This is a genomic window from Pseudomonas sp. GW821-FHT09E12, assembly GCF_059416085.1.
The window spans coordinates 126,483-144,623 of sequence record NZ_JBWKOM010000011.1 but is presented as its reverse complement, the minus strand read 5'-3'; the positions used below and the strand labels follow the sequence as shown (position 1 = coordinate 144,623).

20 protein-coding genes are annotated in these 18,141 nt (G+C 63.1%); all 20 read right to left on the bottom strand.

Going from position 1 to position 18,141, the window contains the following annotated elements; genetic code table 11:
* Positions 1-25 precede the first annotated feature (25 nt).
* The 20 genes from AC07PQ_RS27485 to fliH all read right to left on the bottom strand — a co-directional run bounded on the left by AC07PQ_RS27485 (position 26) and on the right by fliH (position 18,132).
* Positions 26-397, bottom strand: coding sequence for a chemotaxis response regulator CheY (locus tag AC07PQ_RS27485; protein WP_003183998.1), 372 nt, complete (start codon positions 395-397; stop codon positions 26-28).
* Between the two features lie 160 nt (positions 398-557).
* Complete coding sequence (fliA, locus tag AC07PQ_RS27480; RefSeq protein ID WP_007922505.1) at positions 558-1,298, bottom strand: RNA polymerase sigma factor FliA; 741 nt, start codon at positions 1,296-1,298, stop codon at positions 558-560.
* Positions 1,295-2,125, bottom strand: coding sequence for a flagellar synthesis regulator FleN (gene fleN / locus AC07PQ_RS27475; protein ID WP_007922506.1), 831 nt, complete (start codon positions 2,123-2,125; stop codon positions 1,295-1,297). Before fleN ends, fliA begins: the two co-directional genes overlap by 4 nt.
* A gap of 118 nt (positions 2,126-2,243) precedes the next feature.
* Entirely contained in the window at positions 2,244-3,560 is a 1,317-nt protein-coding gene (flhF, locus tag AC07PQ_RS27470; protein ID WP_007922507.1) for a flagellar biosynthesis GTPase FlhF, read from the bottom strand.
* 11 nt (positions 3,561-3,571) lie between these two features.
* Complete coding sequence (gene flhA, locus AC07PQ_RS27465; protein WP_037033952.1) at positions 3,572-5,701, bottom strand: flagellar biosynthesis protein FlhA; 2,130 nt, start codon at positions 5,699-5,701, stop codon at positions 3,572-3,574.
* Between the two features lie 236 nt (positions 5,702-5,937).
* Positions 5,938-7,074, bottom strand: coding sequence for a flagellar biosynthesis protein FlhB (gene flhB, locus AC07PQ_RS27460; protein ID WP_007922509.1), 1,137 nt, complete (start codon positions 7,072-7,074; stop codon positions 5,938-5,940).
* A 3-nt stretch (positions 7,075-7,077) separates the two neighbouring features.
* Positions 7,078-7,860, bottom strand: coding sequence for a flagellar biosynthetic protein FliR (gene fliR, locus AC07PQ_RS27455; protein WP_007922510.1), 783 nt, complete (start codon positions 7,858-7,860; stop codon positions 7,078-7,080).
* A 3-nt stretch (positions 7,861-7,863) separates the two neighbouring features.
* Positions 7,864-8,133 carry a flagellar biosynthesis protein FliQ gene (fliQ, locus tag AC07PQ_RS27450; RefSeq protein ID WP_003184009.1) on the bottom strand — a complete coding sequence of 90 codons (270 nt, stop codon included), beginning with the start codon at positions 8,131-8,133 and terminating at the stop codon, positions 7,864-7,866.
* Positions 8,134-8,157: 24 nt separating this feature from the next.
* Positions 8,158-8,907, bottom strand: a complete 750-nt coding sequence (fliP, locus tag AC07PQ_RS27445) for a flagellar type III secretion system pore protein FliP (protein WP_007922525.1) — start codon at positions 8,905-8,907, stop codon at positions 8,158-8,160.
* Positions 8,907-9,344 carry a flagellar biosynthetic protein FliO gene (gene fliO, locus AC07PQ_RS27440; protein ID WP_087088873.1) on the bottom strand — a complete coding sequence of 146 codons (438 nt, stop codon included), beginning with the start codon at positions 9,342-9,344 and terminating at the stop codon, positions 8,907-8,909. The genes fliP and fliO overlap by 1 nt, the downstream gene beginning before the upstream one ends.
* The gene (gene fliN, locus AC07PQ_RS27435) at positions 9,345-9,812 is read right to left on the bottom strand and encodes a flagellar motor switch protein FliN (protein ID WP_007922527.1); all 468 of its coding nucleotides are present in this window, start codon (positions 9,810-9,812) and stop codon (positions 9,345-9,347) included.
* A 54-nt stretch (positions 9,813-9,866) separates the two neighbouring features.
* Entirely contained in the window at positions 9,867-10,835 is a 969-nt protein-coding gene (fliM, locus tag AC07PQ_RS27430) for a flagellar motor switch protein FliM (RefSeq protein WP_007922528.1), read from the bottom strand.
* 9 nt (positions 10,836-10,844) lie between these two features.
* Positions 10,845-11,348 carry a flagellar basal body-associated protein FliL gene (fliL, locus tag AC07PQ_RS27425; protein ID WP_053277964.1) on the bottom strand — a complete coding sequence of 168 codons (504 nt, stop codon included), beginning with the start codon at positions 11,346-11,348 and terminating at the stop codon, positions 10,845-10,847.
* 178 nt (positions 11,349-11,526) lie between these two features.
* Entirely contained in the window at positions 11,527-12,885 is a 1,359-nt protein-coding gene (locus AC07PQ_RS27420) for a flagellar hook-length control protein FliK (protein ID WP_493186492.1), read from the bottom strand.
* A 110-nt stretch (positions 12,886-12,995) separates the two neighbouring features.
* Entirely contained in the window at positions 12,996-13,340 is a 345-nt protein-coding gene (locus AC07PQ_RS27415; RefSeq protein ID WP_007922619.1) for an Hpt domain-containing protein, read from the bottom strand.
* 30 nt (positions 13,341-13,370) lie between these two features.
* Positions 13,371-15,077, bottom strand: coding sequence for an ATP-binding SpoIIE family protein phosphatase (locus AC07PQ_RS27410; protein WP_007922620.1), 1,707 nt, complete (start codon positions 15,075-15,077; stop codon positions 13,371-13,373).
* Between the two features lie 5 nt (positions 15,078-15,082).
* The gene (locus AC07PQ_RS27405; RefSeq protein WP_007922622.1) at positions 15,083-15,388 is read right to left on the bottom strand and encodes an STAS domain-containing protein; all 306 of its coding nucleotides are present in this window, start codon (positions 15,386-15,388) and stop codon (positions 15,083-15,085) included.
* Positions 15,389-15,506: 118 nt separating this feature from the next.
* Positions 15,507-15,956 carry a flagellar export protein FliJ gene (gene fliJ, locus AC07PQ_RS27400; RefSeq protein ID WP_493186493.1) on the bottom strand — a complete coding sequence of 150 codons (450 nt, stop codon included), beginning with the start codon at positions 15,954-15,956 and terminating at the stop codon, positions 15,507-15,509.
* A gap of 6 nt (positions 15,957-15,962) precedes the next feature.
* The gene (gene fliI, locus AC07PQ_RS27395; RefSeq protein WP_007922626.1) at positions 15,963-17,321 is read right to left on the bottom strand and encodes a flagellar protein export ATPase FliI; all 1,359 of its coding nucleotides are present in this window, start codon (positions 17,319-17,321) and stop codon (positions 15,963-15,965) included.
* The gene (fliH, locus tag AC07PQ_RS27390) at positions 17,311-18,132 is read right to left on the bottom strand and encodes a flagellar assembly protein FliH (protein WP_493186494.1); all 822 of its coding nucleotides are present in this window, start codon (positions 18,130-18,132) and stop codon (positions 17,311-17,313) included. The genes fliI and fliH overlap by 11 nt, the downstream gene beginning before the upstream one ends.
* Positions 18,133-18,141 lie beyond the last annotated feature (9 nt).

Genomic DNA, 18,141 nt, shown 5'->3' with positions numbered 1-18,141 from the left:
CCCCCGTGGCGGAATGATTCCACTCTCAACCGATGCGTTCGAAGATCTTCTCGATCTTCTCTTTCAACGCCTGGGCCGTGAAGGGCTTGACCACATAACCGTTTACGCCGGCCTGGGCAGCTTCGATGATCTGTTCGCGCTTGGCTTCAGCGGTCACCATGAGTACCGGCAGGTGCTTGAGTTTTTCATCGGCGCGCACATGGCGCAGCAGGTCGATACCGGTCATGCCGGGCATGTTCCAGTCCGTTACCAGAAAGTCGATGCTCCCACTGTTGAGGACCGGAATGGCGGTGGTGCCATCGTCAGCCTCGACCGTGTTGGTGAAGCCCAGGTCACGCAACAGGTTTTTTATGATCCGCCGCATCGTTGAGAAGTCATCAACGATGAGGATTTTCATGTTCTTGTCCAATTCGACCTCCAAGCAGTCTTAAACGCGTCCAGCACCTGAACGCGCCATTCAATCAATCAGGCAGAGCACTCAACGACTGCATGGAATACACACCGCAAGTCCGGCCACGTCGTGCCAGTCTCGCCCGCAGTGTCCCCCACACTGCCTGTCAGCGCGCTCGCCACTCTCCCAAACGCCCCCGCAAACGGGCCGCGCACTGGCTGTGTAACTGGCTGACCCGCGATTCGCTGACTCCCAGGACCTCACCGATTTCCTTGAGGTTCAGCTCTTCGTCGTAGTACAGCGCCAAGACCAGTCGCTCACGCTCCGGCAAATTGGCAATCGCGTCCGCCAGCGCGGCCTGGAAACGTTCGTCCTCCAGGTCGCGCGACGGCTCGAGATGAGCACTCGCGCCATCCTCATGCAGCCCTTCATGCTCGCCGTCCTGCAACAGGTCGTCGAAGCTGAACAGGCGACTGCCCAAGGTGTCGTTCAAAATCCCGTAATAATCGTCGAGACTCAATTGAAGTTCGGCCGCAACTTCATGATCTTTAGCGTCACGACCGGTTTTAGCTTCAATTGCGCGAATGGCATCGCTCACCATCCGGGTATTGCGATGTACCGAACGCGGCGCCCAGTCACCTTTACGGACCTCATCGAGCATCGCACCACGGATACGGATACCCGCGTAGGTCTCGAAACTCGCGCCCTTGCTCGCGTCGTACTTGGTCGACACTTCGAGCAGACCGATCATCCCGGCCTGGATCAGGTCTTCGACCTGGACACTGGCCGGCAGGCGCGCCAGCAAGTGATAGGCAATACGCTTGACCAGAGGCGCATAGCGCTCGATCAATTCGTACTGGCTGTCACGTGCCGACTTTTTGTAAAGGTTGTAGCCGCTGGCGCTCATAGCACCGGTCCCGCTGTCTGATGCACGAGCCGCTCGACGAAAAATTCCAGATGTCCACGTGGGTTGGCCGGCAACGGCCAGGTATCGACCTTCTGCGCGATGGCCTTGAATGCCAGCGCGCATTTCGAACGCGGAAACGCTTCATAGACCGCACGCTGCTTTTGCACGGCCTTGCGCACGCATTCGTCGTAAGGCACGGCGCCGACATATTGTAGGGCCACGTCCAGGAAGCGATCCGTGACCTTGGTCAACTTGGCGAACAGGTTGCGCCCTTCCTGCGGGCTCTGCGCCATGTTGGCGAGCACGCGGAAGCGGTTCATGCCGTAGTCGCGGTTGAGCAGCTTGATCAGCGCGTAGGCGTCGGTGATCGAGGTCGGCTCGTCGCAGACCACCAGCAACACTTCCTGGGCCGCGCGGACAAAGCTGACCACCGAGTCGCCGATGCCGGCGGCGGTGTCGATCACCAGCACATCGAGGTTGTCGCCGATGTCGCTGAAGGCCTGGATCAGGCCGGCATGCTGCGCCGGGCTCAGATGAACCATGCTCTGGGTGCCGGACGCCGCCGGCACGATACGGATTCCACCCGGCCCCTGCAGCAGCACATCGCGCAGCTCGCAGCGGCCTTCGATCACGTCGGCGAGGGTCCGTTTGGGGGTCAGCCCCAATAGCACGTCGACGTTGGCCAGGCCCAGGTCGGCGTCCAGCAGCATGACGCGCCGGCCGAGCTCCGCTAGGGCCAGGGACAAGTTCACTGACACGTTAGTCTTGCCGACGCCACCTTTGCCGCCGGTCACCGCGATCACCTGTACGGGATGCATGCTGCCCATGTTCGTTCTTTACCTTGTCTTACTTAGACGGGGCCACATAACTGGCTGCGCGTTCACCAACGGAACAATGCCTGGCAGACCATCGATGTAGGTACATTGCAATCTTTTCATGATTCCCTCAGCCAACCCGCTTGGTCGGGTTGTGGTAGAGGTCAGCGAACATGTCAGCCATGGCTTCTTCGCTGGGTTCTTCCTGCATCTGCACGCTCACCGCACGACTGACCAGCTGGTGACGACGCGGCAAGTGCAGATCGTCCGGAATCCGCGGGCCATCGGTCAGATAGGCAACAGGGAGTTCATGACTGATCGCCAGGCTCAACACCTCACCAAGGCTGGCGGTTTCATCCAGTTTAGTCAGGATGCAGCCGGCCAGCCCGCAACGCTTGTAGCTGTGGTATGCGGCGGTTAGAACCTGTTTCTGGCTGGTGGTTGCCAAGACCAGATAATTTTTTGCCCGGATGCCACGTCCAGCCAGGCTTTCCAGCTGCATGCGCAGGGCCGGGTCGCTGGCTTGCAGGCCGGCGGTGTCGATCAGCACCACACGCTTGCGCAGCAGCGGATCGAGGGCTTGCGCCAGGGACTGGCCCGGGTCGACATGGGTCACCGAGACGTTGAGGATCCGGCCCAGGGTCTTGAGCTGTTCCTGGGCGCCGATGCGGTAGCTGTCCATGCTCACCAGCGCGATGTTCTGCGCGCCGTACTTGAGTACATAACGCGCGGCCAGCTTGGCCAGGGTGGTGGTCTTGCCCATGCCGGCGGGGCCGACCATGGCGATCACACCGCCCTCCTCCAGTGGCTCGACTTCCGGGGTCACGATCATCCGCGCCAGGTGGGCCAGGAGCATGCGCCAGGCCTGGCGGGGTTCGTCGATTTCAGTGATCAGCGCCAGCAGGTCGCGGGCCAGCGGACCGGACAAGCCGATACGCTGCAGGCGCCGCCACAGGTTGGCCTGTTCGGGCCGGCTGCCTTGCAGCTGGCTCCAGGCCAGGGAGCCGAGCTGGACTTCCAGCAGCTCGCGCAGGCCATTGAGTTCAAAACGCATCGAGTCCAGTGCCCGCTGATCGACAGCCGGCGCGGCGACTACCGGGGCCGGGCGCTGGGGCTCGTTGAATGTAGGTTCGATCAGCGGCTCGGCGGCGGTCAGCGGCAGGCCGGCGAACAGCTGGCGATTGGTGCTGGCATCGCCGTCGCCACGCAGGCTCAGTTCGGCCTGGGCGGTGACGATGCGCGACTGAGTCTTGCGCAGTTCGTCCTCGAGCTCCATGTTCGGCACCCGTGGCGCCAGCGCCGACAGCTTGTAATCCAGGGCAGCCGTCAGCTCGACACCGCCGGCGATGCGGCGATTGCCAATGATGGCGGCGTCGGCGCCCAGCTCATCACGAACCAGCTTCATGGCCTGACGCATATCGGCGGCGAAAAAACGCTTAACTTGCATAACCCACTACCTCAGCCGTTGGGCCCTACTGTCGCAACGATGGTCACTTGCTTGTTGTCAGGGATTTCCTGGTACGCCAACACGTGCAAGCCCGGGACCGCCAGGCGCCCGAACCGCGAGAGCATCGCGCGGACCGGACCGGCTACCAGCAGAATCACCGGTTGACCTTGCATTTCCTGGCGCTGCGCGGCTTCGATCAACGAACGCTGCAGCTTCTCAGCCATGCTTGGCTCCAACAGGACACCCTCTTCCGAGCCTTGTCCTGCCTTCTGCAGACTATTGAGCAAAATCTGTTCCAACCTGGGCTCCAAGGTGATCACAGGCAGCTCGGACTCAGTACCTACAATGCTTTGCACGATGGCGCGCGACAATCCGACACGCACCGCGGCCACCAAAGCGGCAGTATCTTGACTCTTGGCGGCATTGTTCGCGATGGCCTCGGCAATGCTGCGGATATCGCGCACCGGCACCTGTTCGGCCAGCAGCGCCTGCAGCACCTTGAGCAGCTGGGACAACGAAAGCACGCCCGGCACCAGCTCTTCCGCCAGCTTCGGCGAACCCTTGGCCAGCAATTGCAAGAGCTGCTGGACTTCTTCGTGGCCGATCAGCTCGCTGGAGTGCTTGTACAGAATCTGGTTGAGGTGGGTGGCGACCACGGTGCTGGCGTCGACCACGGTGTAGCCCAGCGACTGCGCCTGGGCGCGCTGGCTGATCTCGATCCACACCGCCTCCAGGCCGAAGGCCGGATCTTTGGCGTTGATGCCGTTGAGCGTGCCATAGACCTGCCCCGGGTTGATCGCCAGCTCGCGATCCGGGTAAATCTCGGCCTCGGCCAGGATCACCCCCATCAGCGTCAGCCGGTAGGCGCTGGGCGCCAGGTCGAGGTTGTCGCGAATATGCACGGTGGGCATGAGGAAGCCCAGGTCCTGGGACAGCTTCTTGCGCACGCCCTTGATCCGCGCCAGCAATTGCCCACCCTGGTTGCGGTCCACCAGGGGAATCAGGCGGTAACCGACTTCCAGGCCGATCATGTCGATCTGGGTCACGTCGTCCCAGCCCAGTTCCTTGGTTTCCAGGGCGCGGGCCGGCGAAGGCAGCAGCTCCTGCTGGCGCTTGACCTCTTCCAGCGCCTTGACCTTGACCACGTTCTGGCGTTTCCAGAAAAGGTACGCGGCACCGGCCGCCAGGGCCGCCATGCTCAGGAAGGAAAAGTGCGGCATGCCCGGCACCAGGCCCATCACCGCCATCAGGCCAGCGGCGACAGCCAGGGCCCGGGGCGAGGCGAACATCTGCCGGTTGATCTGCTTGCCCATGTCTTCGGAACCGGAAGCACGGGTCACCATGATCGCGGCCGCGGTGGACAGCAGCAGCGATGGCAATTGCGCCACCAAACCGTCACCGATGGTCAGCAAGGCGTAGACCCGGCCGGCATCGCCGAAGGACATGTGGTGCTGGAAGATACCGACCGCCATGCCGCCGATCAGGTTGATGAACAGGATCAGCAGGCCGGCGATGGCGTCACCGCGGACGAACTTGCTGGCACCGTCCATGGAACCGTAGAACTCGGCCTCCTGGGCCACTTCCGAGCGGCGGGCCTTGGCCTGGGCCTGGTCGATCAGGCCGGCGTTGAGGTCGGCGTCGATGGCCATCTGCTTGCCCGGCATCGCATCGAGGGTGAAACGCGCGCTCACCTCGGAAATCCGCCCGGCCCCCTTGGTCACCACCACGAAGTTGATGATCATCAGGATCGCGAACACCACGATACCGACCACATAGTTACCGCCGATCACCACCTCGCCGAAGGCCTGGATCACTTTACCGGCGGCGGCGTGACCGTCCTGGCCGTGGAGCATCACCACCCGCGTGGAGGCCACGTTCAGCGCCAGGCGCAACAGGGTCGCCACCAGCAGGATGGTCGGGAACACCGCGAAATCCAGCGGCCGCAGGGCATACACGCAGACCAGCAGCACGACGATCGACAGGGCGATGTTGAAGGTGAAGAACACGTCCAGCAGGAACGGCGGCACCGGCAGCATCATCATGGCCAGCATGACCAGCAGCAACAGCGGCACCCCCAGGTTCCCTCGACTGAGGTCGGCCAGGTTAGTGCGAGCCGTACTGATTAACTGAGAGCGATCCACCGGTATTCCCCGTTCCCTTGAAGCAAACTTTTGACGCCTGGAGGCGGCGCAGGGCGGGTATTGCAAGAAGCCTTCCAACTTTTGCCTGGAAGGCAAACTGATTTATGGCGTTGCGCCATCAGTCGTCACACAAGGCGCTTTCGCACCATCGCGAGCAAGCTCGCCCCTACAGGCCGGGCGTGGATTCTGTAGGAGCGAGCCTGCTCGCGATAACGTCGGCACAGCCAACGCCGACCTCAGGAATCGCGACGCAAATCCGGCGGAATCGGCAGGTCCTTGAGCGGATCGGGACGCTTGCCTTTACCGGCCCGGTGCTGGCGAATCTGATAGACATACGCCAGCACCTGGGCCACCGCCAGATAAAGCCCGGCGGGGATTTCCTGCTCCAGCTCGGTGGAGTAGTAGATCGAACGCGCCAGCGCCGGCGATTCCAGCAACAGCACCTCGTTGGCCACGGCGATCTCGCGGATCTTCAGCGCCAGGAAATCGCTGCCCTTGGCCAGCAACACCGGCGCCCCACCCTTCTCGGCGTCGTACTTGAGCGCCACGGCGTAGTGGGTCGGGTTGGTGATGACCACATCCGCCTCGGGAATCGCCGCCATCATCCGCCGCTGCGACATCTCGCGCTGGACCTGGCGAATCCGCTGCTTGACCTCGGGGCGCCCTTCCTGGTCCTTGTGCTCGTCACGCACTTCCTGCTTGGTCATCAGCAGCTTCTTGTAGCTCTGGTACAGCTGCACCGGCACGTCCACCGCGGCGATCAGGATCAGCCCGCAAGCCATCCACAAGGTGCTCCAGGCCACCACTTGCACACTGTGGATAATCGCCTGCTCCAGCGGCTCGTGGGCGATCCGCAGCAGGTCGTCGATGTCCGAAGACAGCACCGACAAGGCCACGATCAAGATCACTACGAACTTGGCGAAGGCCTTGAGCAACTCGATCAGCGAGGTCGGGGACACCATGCGCTTCATGCCGCTGAGCGGGTTCATGCGGCTGAACTTGGGCGCCAGGCTCTTGGTGGAAAACAGCCAGCCGCCCAGGGAGATAGGACCGATCAGCGCCGCCAGCACCAGGGGCAGCAGGATCGGCATCGCGGCGATAATCGCGATCTTGCCCGAATGCAGCAGGTACAGGCCCATGGCGCCGGGGCTGAGCAGCACCTCGCGCGGCAGGGAGAAATTCAGGCGCATGATTTCCAGCAGGTCCCGGGCCACTCCCGCGCCGTAGATCAGCAGGCCGGCGGCGCCGATCATGGTGATCGCCAGGGTATTGAGTTCTTTGGAGCGGGCAATCTCGCCCTTTTCCCGGGAGTCCTTCTTGCGTTTCTCCGTGGGGTCTTCTGTTTTGTCCTGACCGCTCTCGCTCTCAGCCATGGCTCAACGCGCCTGTGCCAGGTTGCGCAGCAACTGCAGGGCCTCGACGGCCAGCGGTTGGTACTGGTTGAGAATGTCGCCCAGGCTGACCCAGAAAATCACCAGGCCCAGCACCAGGGTCAGCGGAAAGCCGATGGAGAAAATGTTCAACTGCGGCGCCGCGCGAGTCATCACGCCAAAGGCGATGTTCACCACCAGCAACGCGGTGATCGCCGGCAATACCAGCAACAGCGCGGCGCCCAGCACCCAACCCAGCTTGCCGGCGATGTCCCAGAAATGGTTGACCAGCAGCGCGCTGCCCACCGGCAAGGTGGTGAAGCTCTCGGTCAGCACCTCGAAAACCACCAGATGCCCATTCATGCCGAGGAACAGCAAGGTCACCAGCATGGTCAGGAACTGCCCGATCACCGCCGCCGAAACACCGTTGGTGGGGTCGACCATGGAGGCGAAGCCCATGCCCATCTGCGTCGAAATGATCTGCCCGGCGATCACGAAAGCCTGGAAGAACAACTGCAGGGAGAAACCGAACAAGGCACCGATGATGATCTGCTCGGCAATCAGCAGCAGCCCGCCGAGATCCAGTGCATTGACCGCCGGCATGGGCGGCAGCCCCGGCACCACCACGACTGTGATGGCCAGGGTGAAATACAGGCGGATACGGGTCGGCACCAGGGTCGTGCCGAAGACCGGCATGGTCATCAACACGGCGCCGATACGAAACAGCGGCAGCATGAAGCTGGCGACCCAGGTGCTGATCTGCGTATCGGTAAGCGCCAGCAGAGACATGATTCAGCCGATCAACTGCGGAATACTGCCGTACAACTGCAGGATGTATTCCATGAAGGTCTGCACCAGCCAGGGACCGGCGACGATCAGCGTCACCAGCATCACCAGCAGGCGCGGCAGGAAGCTCAGGGTCTGTTCGTTGATCTGGGTGGCGGCCTGGAACATCGCCACCAGCAAGCCCACCAGCAGGCTGGGGATCACCAGGATGGCGACCATCATGGTGGTCAGCCAGAGCGCTTCGCGAAACAGGTCTACCGCAACTTCAGGCGTCATTGCGCACCACCCGCCAACAAGGTTTTAAACACCGCCGAAACTGCCCGCCAGGGTGCCGATGATCAGCGCCCAGCCATCCACCAGCACGAACAGCATGATCTTGAACGGCAGGGAAATGATCAGTGGCGAGAGCATCATCATGCCCATGGCCATCAGCACACTGGCGACCACCAGGTCGATGATCAGGAACGGAATGAAGATCATGAAACCAATCTGGAACGCGGTCTTCAGCTCCGAGGTGACGAAGGCCGGCACCAGTATCGTCAGCGGCGCCTGGTCCGGCGTCGCGATATCAGTGCGTTTGGACAGGCGCATGAACAGCTCCAGGTCGCTGCTGCGGGTCTGGGCCAGCATGAAGTCCTTGATCGGCACCTGGGCCTTGGCCACCGCGTCCTGGGCGCTGAGCTTCTCCGCCAGGTACGGCTGCAGGGCATCCTGGTTCACCCGGTCGAACACCGGGGCCATGATGAACATCGTCAGGAACAGCGCCATGCCGGTGAGGATCTGGTTCGACGGCGTCTGCTGCAGGCCCAGGGCCTGACGCAGGATCGAGAACACGATGATGATCCGGGTAAAGCTGGTCATCAGCATGACGAACGCCGGAATGAAGCTCAGCGCGGTCATGATCAACAGGATCTGCAGGCTGACCGAGTATTCCTGCTGGCCGTCGGCATTGGTGCCGAGGGTGATCGCCGGGATCGACAACGGGTCGGCCGCCAGCGCCAGCGGCGCCGCCAGCATCAGGGCCAACATCAAGAGGAGGCGCAACGGCATTACTTCTTATCCTTCTGATCCTTGCCCAGCAGCTCCATCAGGCGCTGGGCAAACTCCGGAGTCGCCTGCTCGGTGCTCGGCACCTGCACCGGCTCCTTGAGCACATGCAACGCAGTGATGGTGCCCGGCGTCAGGCCGAGCAGAATCTGTTCGTTGCCGACCTGCACCAGCACCAGCCGGTCCCGCGGGCCAAGCGCACGCGAACCGATCAGCTCGATGACCTGGCCCTTGCCGGCCGGTCCGGCCTGCTGCACCCGGCGCAACAGCCAGGCGAGGAAGAAGATCAGCCCCACCACCAGCAACAGGCCCAGCACCAGCTGGGTCAGCTGCCCGGCCACGCCGCTGCTGCCAACCGCTGGCGCGGCGGTACCGGCCACCGGCTCGGCGGCCAGGGCCCAGAGCGGCCAGGCCAGGAACAGCGCGAGTGCCTTTCTCACTTAGCGCAGCTTCTTGATGCGTTCGCTCGGGCTGATCACGTCGGTCAGGCGGATGCCGAACTTCTCGTTGACCACCACCACTTCGCCATGGGCGATCAGAGTGCCGTTGACCAGCACGTCCAGCGGCTCGCCGGCCAGGCGATCGAGTTCGATCACCGACCCCTGGTTGAGCTGCAGCAGGTTGCGAATGTTGATGTCGGTGCTGCCGACCTCCATGGAGATCGATACCGGGATATCCAGGATCACATCCAGGTTCGGACCGTCGAGGCTCACCGGCTCGTTGTTCTTCGGCACGCTGCCGAACTCTTCCATCGGCAGGCGATTGGACGCCGGCGCGCTGGCCGCATCGGCCGCCAGCAAGGCATCGATATCGTCTTGCCCGGCGTCGCCGGTTTCCTGCAGGGCAGCCGCCCACTCATCAGCCAGGGCCTGGTCTTCTGCGGAAGTCATTTCGTGTTCGTCAGCCATGTTGTCCTCGGCGGGCAAAAAATCATTAACAAAGCGAATTCATAACAACGCCGCTCAACGGCGCTCGATCGGCTCGACCACTTGCAGGGCCAGGTTGCCCTTGTGCGAACCGAGCTTGACCTTGAACGCCGGTACGCCGTTGGCGCGCATGATCATGTCTTCAGGCAGCTCCACCGGGATCACATCCCCTGGCTGCATGTGCAGGATGTCGCGCAGGCGCAACTGCCGGCGGGCGACCGTGGCGCTCAAGGGCACATCCACATCCAGCACGTCTTCGCGCAGGGCCTTGCTCCAGCGCTCGTCCTGGTCGTCCAGGTCCGACTGGAAGCCGGCGTCGAGCATTTCCCGCACCGGCTCGATCATCGAGTACGGCATGGTCACGTGCAGGTCGCCACCACCGCCATCGAGTTCGATATGGAAGGTCGAGACCACGATCGCTTCGCTCGGGCCGACGATGTTGGCCATGGCCGGGTTCACTTCGGAGTTGATGTACTCGAAGTTGACTTCCATGATCGCCTGCCAGGCTTCCTTCAGGTCGACGAAAGCCTGCTCCAGCACCATGCGCACCACGCGCAATTCGGTCGGGGTGAATTCACGGCCTTCGATCTTGGCGTGACGACCGTCGCCGCCGAAGAAGTTGTCCACCAGCTTGAACACCAGCTTGGCGTCGAGGATGAACAGCGCGGTACCGCGCAGCGGCTTGATCTTCACCAGGTTGAGGCTGGTCGGCACGTACAGCGAGTGCACGTATTCGCCGAACTTCATCACCTGCACGCCGCCCACCGCCACGTCCGCCGAACGGCGCAGCATGTTGAACATGCTGATACGGGTGTAGCGGGCAAAACGTTCGTTGATCATCTCCAGGGTCGGCATGCGTCCGCGGACGATGCGATCCTGGCTGGTCAGGTCGTAGCTTTTGACGCTGCCGGGCTCGGCGGCGTGTTCGGTCTGTACCAGACCGTCATCGACGCCATGCAGCAGCGCGTCGATCTCATCCTGGGACAGCAGGTCCTGCACGGCCATGTCGTGTTCCTACTGCAGTACGAAGTTAGTAAAGAGCAACTGCTCGACCACCACTTTGCCGACCTCTTTCTGCGCCACTTCCTGCACGCTGGCGGTGGCCTTCTGACGCAGCATTTCCTGACCGACCGGAGTCGCCAGGGTGTCGAAGCTCTGGCCGGAGAAGAGCATGACCAGGTTGTTGCGGATCACCGGCATATGCACTTTCAGCGCATCCAGATCGGCCTGGTTGCGCGCCAGCAGGGTGATGCTCACCTGCATGTAGCGCTGGCGGCCGTTCTGCGTGTAGTTGGCCACGAAGGCTGGCGCCATGGGCTCATAGATGGCCGCCGGCTTGACGCTGCTGGTCGCCTCGGCCGTCTCGGCAGGCTTGCTCTGGGCACTGCTGTGCATGAAGTACCAGGTCGCCCCGACGGACAAACCGATCGCCAGCAACAAGGCCAGAACAATCAAGAGGATAAGCTTGAGTTTGCCTTTCCCGGCGGGTGTTTTCTCTGCTGCTTCGCTCTTCGCCATGCCAATAATCCGTCACTAATCGGGTTTTCACAGTCGCACGGCAAGGCAAGAGCAAGTGTTATGCCAGATTTGTCTGAACTGGGATGAACTGAAGGGATAGGGGAAGCGCAAAGCAAAAGATCGCCAGCCGCGGCGCCACACGGCTGGCGATCTTCTGTTCAATGACGCCCGAAGCGGGTCAGGCGTAATAGTCGACGGCGCTGCTGCCGATGACCGTGCTGGTGCTGGCGGCGACTTCGGCGACGCTCGGCGGCAACTCTTCATCCATCCCATCCAGACGCCCGCCGCTGGCGCTGGTGCCGTTGCTGCGATGCTGCCCCTGCTGGGCCTGCTCCTGGCCACCCTGCCAGTTGCGCGACTGGTCGGAGACGTTGACGTCCACCTGCCCCATGCCTTGCTGGTGGAACATGTCGCGCAGGCGATGCATCTGCCCTTCGAGGGCCTCGCGCACGCCGACATGGGCACTCATGAAGGTCACCTGGGTCTGCTGGTCCGGCACCATGTTCACGCGAATATCCAGGCGCCCCAGCTCGGCCGGCTGCAACTGGATCTCGGCCGACTTCAGATTGACGCTGGACAGGTACATGACCCGGTTGACCACTTCTTCGGTCCAGCCGCTCTGATGCATGGCCAGCGGCTGGTTCACCGGGACGGCATTGGCGGTCTTGGGCGTGGCCGCCTGGGTCAGGGCTGCCAGGCGGTTGGCGAAATCGTCGACGCGGGTGTCGCTGGCAGCGCCCTTGAGGTCCTTGAGACCGTCATCAAGCAGGCCGCTGAAAGCCTTTTCGCCGCCCTGCTCGGTGCTGTCCTTGTCCACCTGCAGGTCCAGCATAGTGGCCATGCCGCTGGCGAAGGTCTGGGCCGAAGTCGGTCCGTCATCGGCCACCACGCTCGGCGACGCCTTGTTCTGCGCCTGACTGGAAGCCGAGACATGGCCGCTCTGCTCCATGGCCAGGCGCACCACCGGCAACGCATCCAGCGGATCGGCTTCAGGATCGAATTCCGGATCGACCGGCACCGGCGTCGCGGTGCTGGCCACCACCGGTATCACCGGCTGCGTTTGCGGCTGCACTGGCGGCTGTGCCGGAACCGGCGCGACCGCCACTTCCGGCTCGGGCGCCGGCAACGGCTGGGTCGCCTGCATCAGCGCCGGATCGAGGGTCGGGTCGACCGGCGTGCTCTCGGCCAGCGGCTGATCGCTGCTCGCGGCCTGGTCATCGGCGACTTTTTTGTCACTGGCGACAGCCTTGTCGGCAGGCAAGGTTTTGCCGCTATCGGCAACCGCAGGCTCGGAGGCGGCAGTCTTGCCCTTGCCCGGATCCACCTTGGCAGCGCTTTCGCCCCCCTTGTCGCGAGCCGGCTTGATCGGGCCGTCGGCAGCCGCTACCGGCTTGCCGAGTGCCTCCTTGGCGAACACCCGGGCAAAGCTTGCGCCTTTGTCCCCGGGCTCGGCGGCGCTGGCCTGGGGGGTGGCGGAAGACGCTTGAGTCTTGGCCTGGGAAGCGGCCTGAAGAAACATGTTCGGGGTAAGGGGCATGAAAACGGTCTCCGCTGCACTGGGATCGTAGGTACAGTTGGGAGACTTGTGTGCAAAGGTCGAGCCAGCTTTGCTGGCTCGCGGGAAAAAACCTGGGCTGCAGCGGTTTTTCAGCAGTGAAAACGCTGGCGTTCCTGCTCGCACAGCTGGCGGACAATGGCGAATTCGCCATCGATCTCGCCCACCAACTGCTCGATACCGCGCAACGACGAGCCCTGGGCACGCTGCTCCAACTGATGACAGAGCTCGGCCAGGCGAATCGCCCCCATATTGCTGCTGCTGCCCTTGAAGCTATGGGCAGTGGCGACAAGTTGACGGGGGTCGTCGACCTTGTGCAACTGGCGCAAACGCTCTTCGGAGTCACAGAGGAAGGTGTCGAGCAACAACGGATACTCATCCTCCATGACTTCCTGCAATGCGTTCAGCACCTCGTGATCCAGATGAATCTCAGACACTTGCTCACTCCTTGATCAAGAATCGGCGAATTATGCCAGAGGCTCCCAAGAAAACTCCACGCAGGCACTACGACCATCGTCAGACCAGCTGGCACGCCGGCTGAGCTGACGGATCAGGCTGACGCCGCGCCCGGAAAGACGATCGCCATCGATGGGCCGCGCCATCACCCGCCCGACATCGAAACCGCTGCCACTGTCCTCGACCCGGATCAGCAAACGACCGCCAGCCCCTTGAGGCTCCACTTGCAGGTGCACCCGCACAAACCCCTCCTGCAAGGCTTCGAGGCGTACCGCGCGCTCCCGGTAATAGCGGGAAAACCCCTGGGCATCGCGCTTGAGACTCGAGTCCAGGCCCAATACGCCATGCTCCAGGGCATTGGAATACAACTCGGCCAACACACTGTAGAGCGCCCCGCTCTGCGCCCGCAGGCCATGCACCTCCAGCAGCAGTTGCAACAGGTAAGGCAAAGGATTGAAACGTTTGAGGGTCGCGGCGCGATACTCGAAACTCACCGACCAGTCCAACGGGCAGGACTGACCGCTGTCGGAGTACACCAGCGCCGGCGGCGTCAGCTGCCGGGCCTCGAGCAGGCTGACCTCGACCATGCTCACATCGTCCCGCGCATCCCCGCCAAACTCGCTCAGGGCCCGCTGGATCTCCTCGAACAACAGCTCCGGCTCGCGGTTGGCGGCAAACACCCGCTGCAGGCGCTCGACACCGAACAGTTGCTCATTGGCGTCGCAGGTGTCGATCACCCCATCGGACAACAGGAAAACCCGGTCGCCCAGGGCCATGGGAAAGACTTCGGTGCGGTCGTCGAATGCCTCGGCGCCCAGCACCCCCAGCGGCAAATGGTGCGCCACCAGCGGCACCCGCTCCCCGCTTGCCAAACGATGCAGGTAGCCATCCGGCATGCCGCCGTTCCACACCTCCACCGCCCGCCGCTGGAAACTCAGGCACAGCAGCGTCGCACAACAGAACATGCCGACCGGCAGGATGCGCTTGAGCTTGGCATTCATCTCGCGCAGGGTTTCGGGCAGTCCGTAACCCTTGGCCGTCATGCCGTAAAACACCTCGGCCAGGGGCATCGCGCCCACCGCCGCTGGCAAGCCGTGGCCCGTGAAATCCCCCAACAGCACATGCATGTCGCCTGTCGGGGTAAAGGCAGCCAGCAGCAAATCGCCATTGAACAGCGCGTACGGCGACTGCAGGTAGCGGATATTCGGCGCGCTCAGGCAGCCGGAATGCGCCACCTTGTCGAACACCGCCTTGGCCACCCGCTGCTCGTTGAGCAGGTAGTCATGATGCTGGGTGATCTGGTCGCGCTGCTGCAGCACGGTTTCCTGCAGGCGCCGCAAGCGATCCATGGCTTTGATCTTGGCGGCCAGGATCACCGGGCTGTAGGGTTTTGCCAGAAAATCGTCGCCACCGGCTTCCAGGCAGCGCGCCAACGCCTCGCTCTGAGTGAGCGAGGTCAGGAAAATGATCGGCACCAGCGCTTCGCCAGCCAGACGCTTGATCTGCCGGGCGGCCTCGAAACCGTCCATCACCGGCATCATCGCGTCCATCAACACCAGGTGCGGGCGCTGCTGGACGAACAGCTCCACCGCCTCGGCGCCGTTACTCGCCGTCAGCACTTCGTGCCCCTGGCGCCGGACGATGCTCGACAGCAACATGCGGTCGCTGGTGCCGTCCTCGGCGATCAGCACGCACAGAGGTGCCTCACTCGACTGCATGTCGATCAACTGATGTCGAACAGCTTGTCGAAATTGGAAATGGCGAGAATCTTGCGCACGTCCGAGTTGCTGTTGATCACTCGCACGTCGGAATCGTCGCCGCCGGCGTGATCGCGCAGCAACAGGAGCATGCCCAGGGCGGAACTGTCGAGGTAGGTGGCGTCTTTCAGGTCCACCACTATGGAGTCGGGCCTTTTGTTGAGGCGCTCGTAGGACTCGCGAAACTCTTGATGACGGCCGAAATCGAAACGCCCCTTGATCGAAATCGTCAGTTTGTGCCCGTCCGGTGAAACTTCAGTAACGACTGACATGATTCGCTTCCTTGTGATTGGCAATCTGTACAAGGTTTAGCACCCCGTACAAGCCTGGGCAACCCGAACCGCCGAAGCGTCGCTGACGAGCGCCTGGCGGCGACGAATGGGGTGGCGCTCAGTACGGATCCTGGCGCGGCAGGCGCTGGGACAGCTCGTCGAGCAGCTTCTGCTCGCGCTTGTCTTCCAGTTGGCGGGCCTCATCGATGTAGCGTTGCACCAGCTTGCGCAAACCCTCGACCCGGGCATAGGCCTGCTGCCAGGTTTCCCGGGCGCGGTTGAGGTTGTTCTGGTGCCAGGCCAGGCTTTGCCGCTGCTGGCCCACGGCGATTTCCAGCTGATTGAGAAAGTGCTGGTAGTTCATCAGCCACTGGCCGGAAACCCCAGCACTGCCCCGCTCGATCCACTGTTGCTGGTATTCGGCACGAAAGCGTTCCAGGTCCCCCAGCTTGCTTTCCGCCAGGCGCACCTGGCCCTGGAAATGCCCCAGGCGCTGGGCGGCGGTGCGCTCGGCGCTTTCGGCCATATCGACCACCGGCGCCAGACGCGCGGCACGGCTGTTGGCCATGACGAATTAACCGCCCGGCGCCGGAGCGAAAACCATCTCCAGATGGGCTTCGCTTTCACCCAGGCTGATGCTGTCGTTGAGCCCCTGGCGCAGGTACGCAACCATCGACGGCTGCAGCGAGATGGCGGTGTCGGTTTCGCGATCGCCGCCCGGTACGTAAGCGCCGACGCTGATCAGGTCGCGCGCCTGTTGGTAACGCGACCACAGCTGCTTGAAATACTGGGCGCGAGTCATATGATCCGGGGTCACCACCGCCGGCATGACCCGGCTGATGGACGCCTCGATATCGATCGCCGGGTAATGCCCCTCCTCCGCCAGGCGCCGCGACAGCACGATGTGCCCGTCGAGCACACCACGCGCCGAGTCGGCGATCGGGTCCTGCTGGTCGTCGCCTTCGGACAACACGGTATAGAACGCGGTGATCGAGCCGCCACCGGCCTCGGCGTTGCCCGCGCGCTCCACCAGTTTCGGCAGCTTGGCGAAGACCGACGGCGGATAGCCCTTGGTCGCGGGCGGCTCGCCGATGGCCAGGGCGATTTCCCGCTGGGCCTGGGCGAAACGGGTCAGGGAATCCATCAGCAACAGGACGTTCTTGCCCTTGTCCCGAAAGTATTCGGCGATACGCGTGCAGTACATGGCCGCGCGCAGGCGCATCAGCGGCGCATCGTCCGCCGGCGATGCCACCACCACGGAGCGCTTGAGCCCCTCTTCACCGAGGATGTGTTCGATGAACTCCTTGACCTCACGGCCCCGCTCACCGATCAGACCGACCACGATGATGTCGGCCTCAGTAAAGCGGGTCATCATGCCCAGCAGCACACTCTTGCCCACACCGGTACCGGCGAACAGGCCGAGACGCTGACCGCGGCCCACCGTCAATAATCCGTTGATGCAGCGAATGCCCACGTCCAGCGGCCGGCTGATGGGGTCGCGCTTGAGCGGGTTGATGGTCGGACCGTCCATCGGCACCCAGTCCTCGGCCTTCATCCCGCCTTTGCCGTCCAACGCACGGCCAGCACCGTCGAGGACCCGCCCGAGCATGCTCATGCCCATCGGCAGGCGGCCAGTATCGGCCAGCGGCACGACCCGGGCGCCGGGCGCGATGCCGGCGACGCTGCCGACCGGCATCAGAAATACCTTGCTGCCGGAGAAGCCCATCACCTCGGCCTCGACCTGCACCGGGTGATAGCTGTCGTCGTTGATCACCATGCAGCGCGTGCCCATGGCCGCCCGCAGGCCTTCGGCCTCCAGGGTCAGGCCGACCATGCGCAGCAGGCGGCCTTCGAGAATCGGCTGGTTCGGCAGTTCGGTGGCTTCGGCGTAGCTGCTCAGGCGCTTGCCGAAGCTGGTGCGGTCAAGGCGCATCGGCGGGGTCCTGCGCGGCGTCGACAGGGTCGACATCCGCGGCGGGCTTGCCGGTGGCGGCCCCCAGCTCGACGCTCAGGTCCGATTCGGCGGGATGCAAAGCCTGCTCATGAAGCTGGTCGGACAGCTTGTCCATGATCTTGGCGATCCGGGTTTCCATGGTCGCGTCGATCCGGCTGTGCTCGGTCTCGACCCGGCAGCCGCCCGGCAACATGGCTTCGTCCTCGACGATGCGCCAGCTTTCCTCATGGCGCTCGCGCAGGCTTTTGACCTGGGCGAAATCCTGCGGATTGATGTACAGCCGCACGTTGCCCACACCCAGCGGCAGCAGCTTGAGGGCTTCGCGCATGACGTGTTCGATCTGGCTGGAGTCGATGGCCAGCTCGCGCTGGATCACCTGGCGCGTCATGTGCTGCACCAGGTTGACCAGGGCCTTTTCAATCTGTGTGTCCTGCTCGGCGATGGGTTCGAACAGATTGCCCATCAGCGTTTCCAGCGCCTCCAGCTTGGCACTCAGGGCCACGTCGGCTTCCTGGCGGACCTTCAGCGTGGTGCTATGGAAACCTTCCTTTTCGCCCGTGGCGAAGCCTTCGTTATAGGCTTCCTGGCGAATGCTCTCGAGCTCTTCGAGGGTCAGCGGCTGGACTTCTTCCAGCGGCACTTCCTCGATCTGCGCCGGCGGCTCTTCCACCGGCTCCGGCTCGGGCTCGGGTACATGGGGGTCGAAACTGGGCAGCGCCCAGACGTCGAAACCACCGACGTCCCGAGCGCGAATCAGGTCGCTGTGGGATTCATCACTGCTGGACGACATAACGCGACC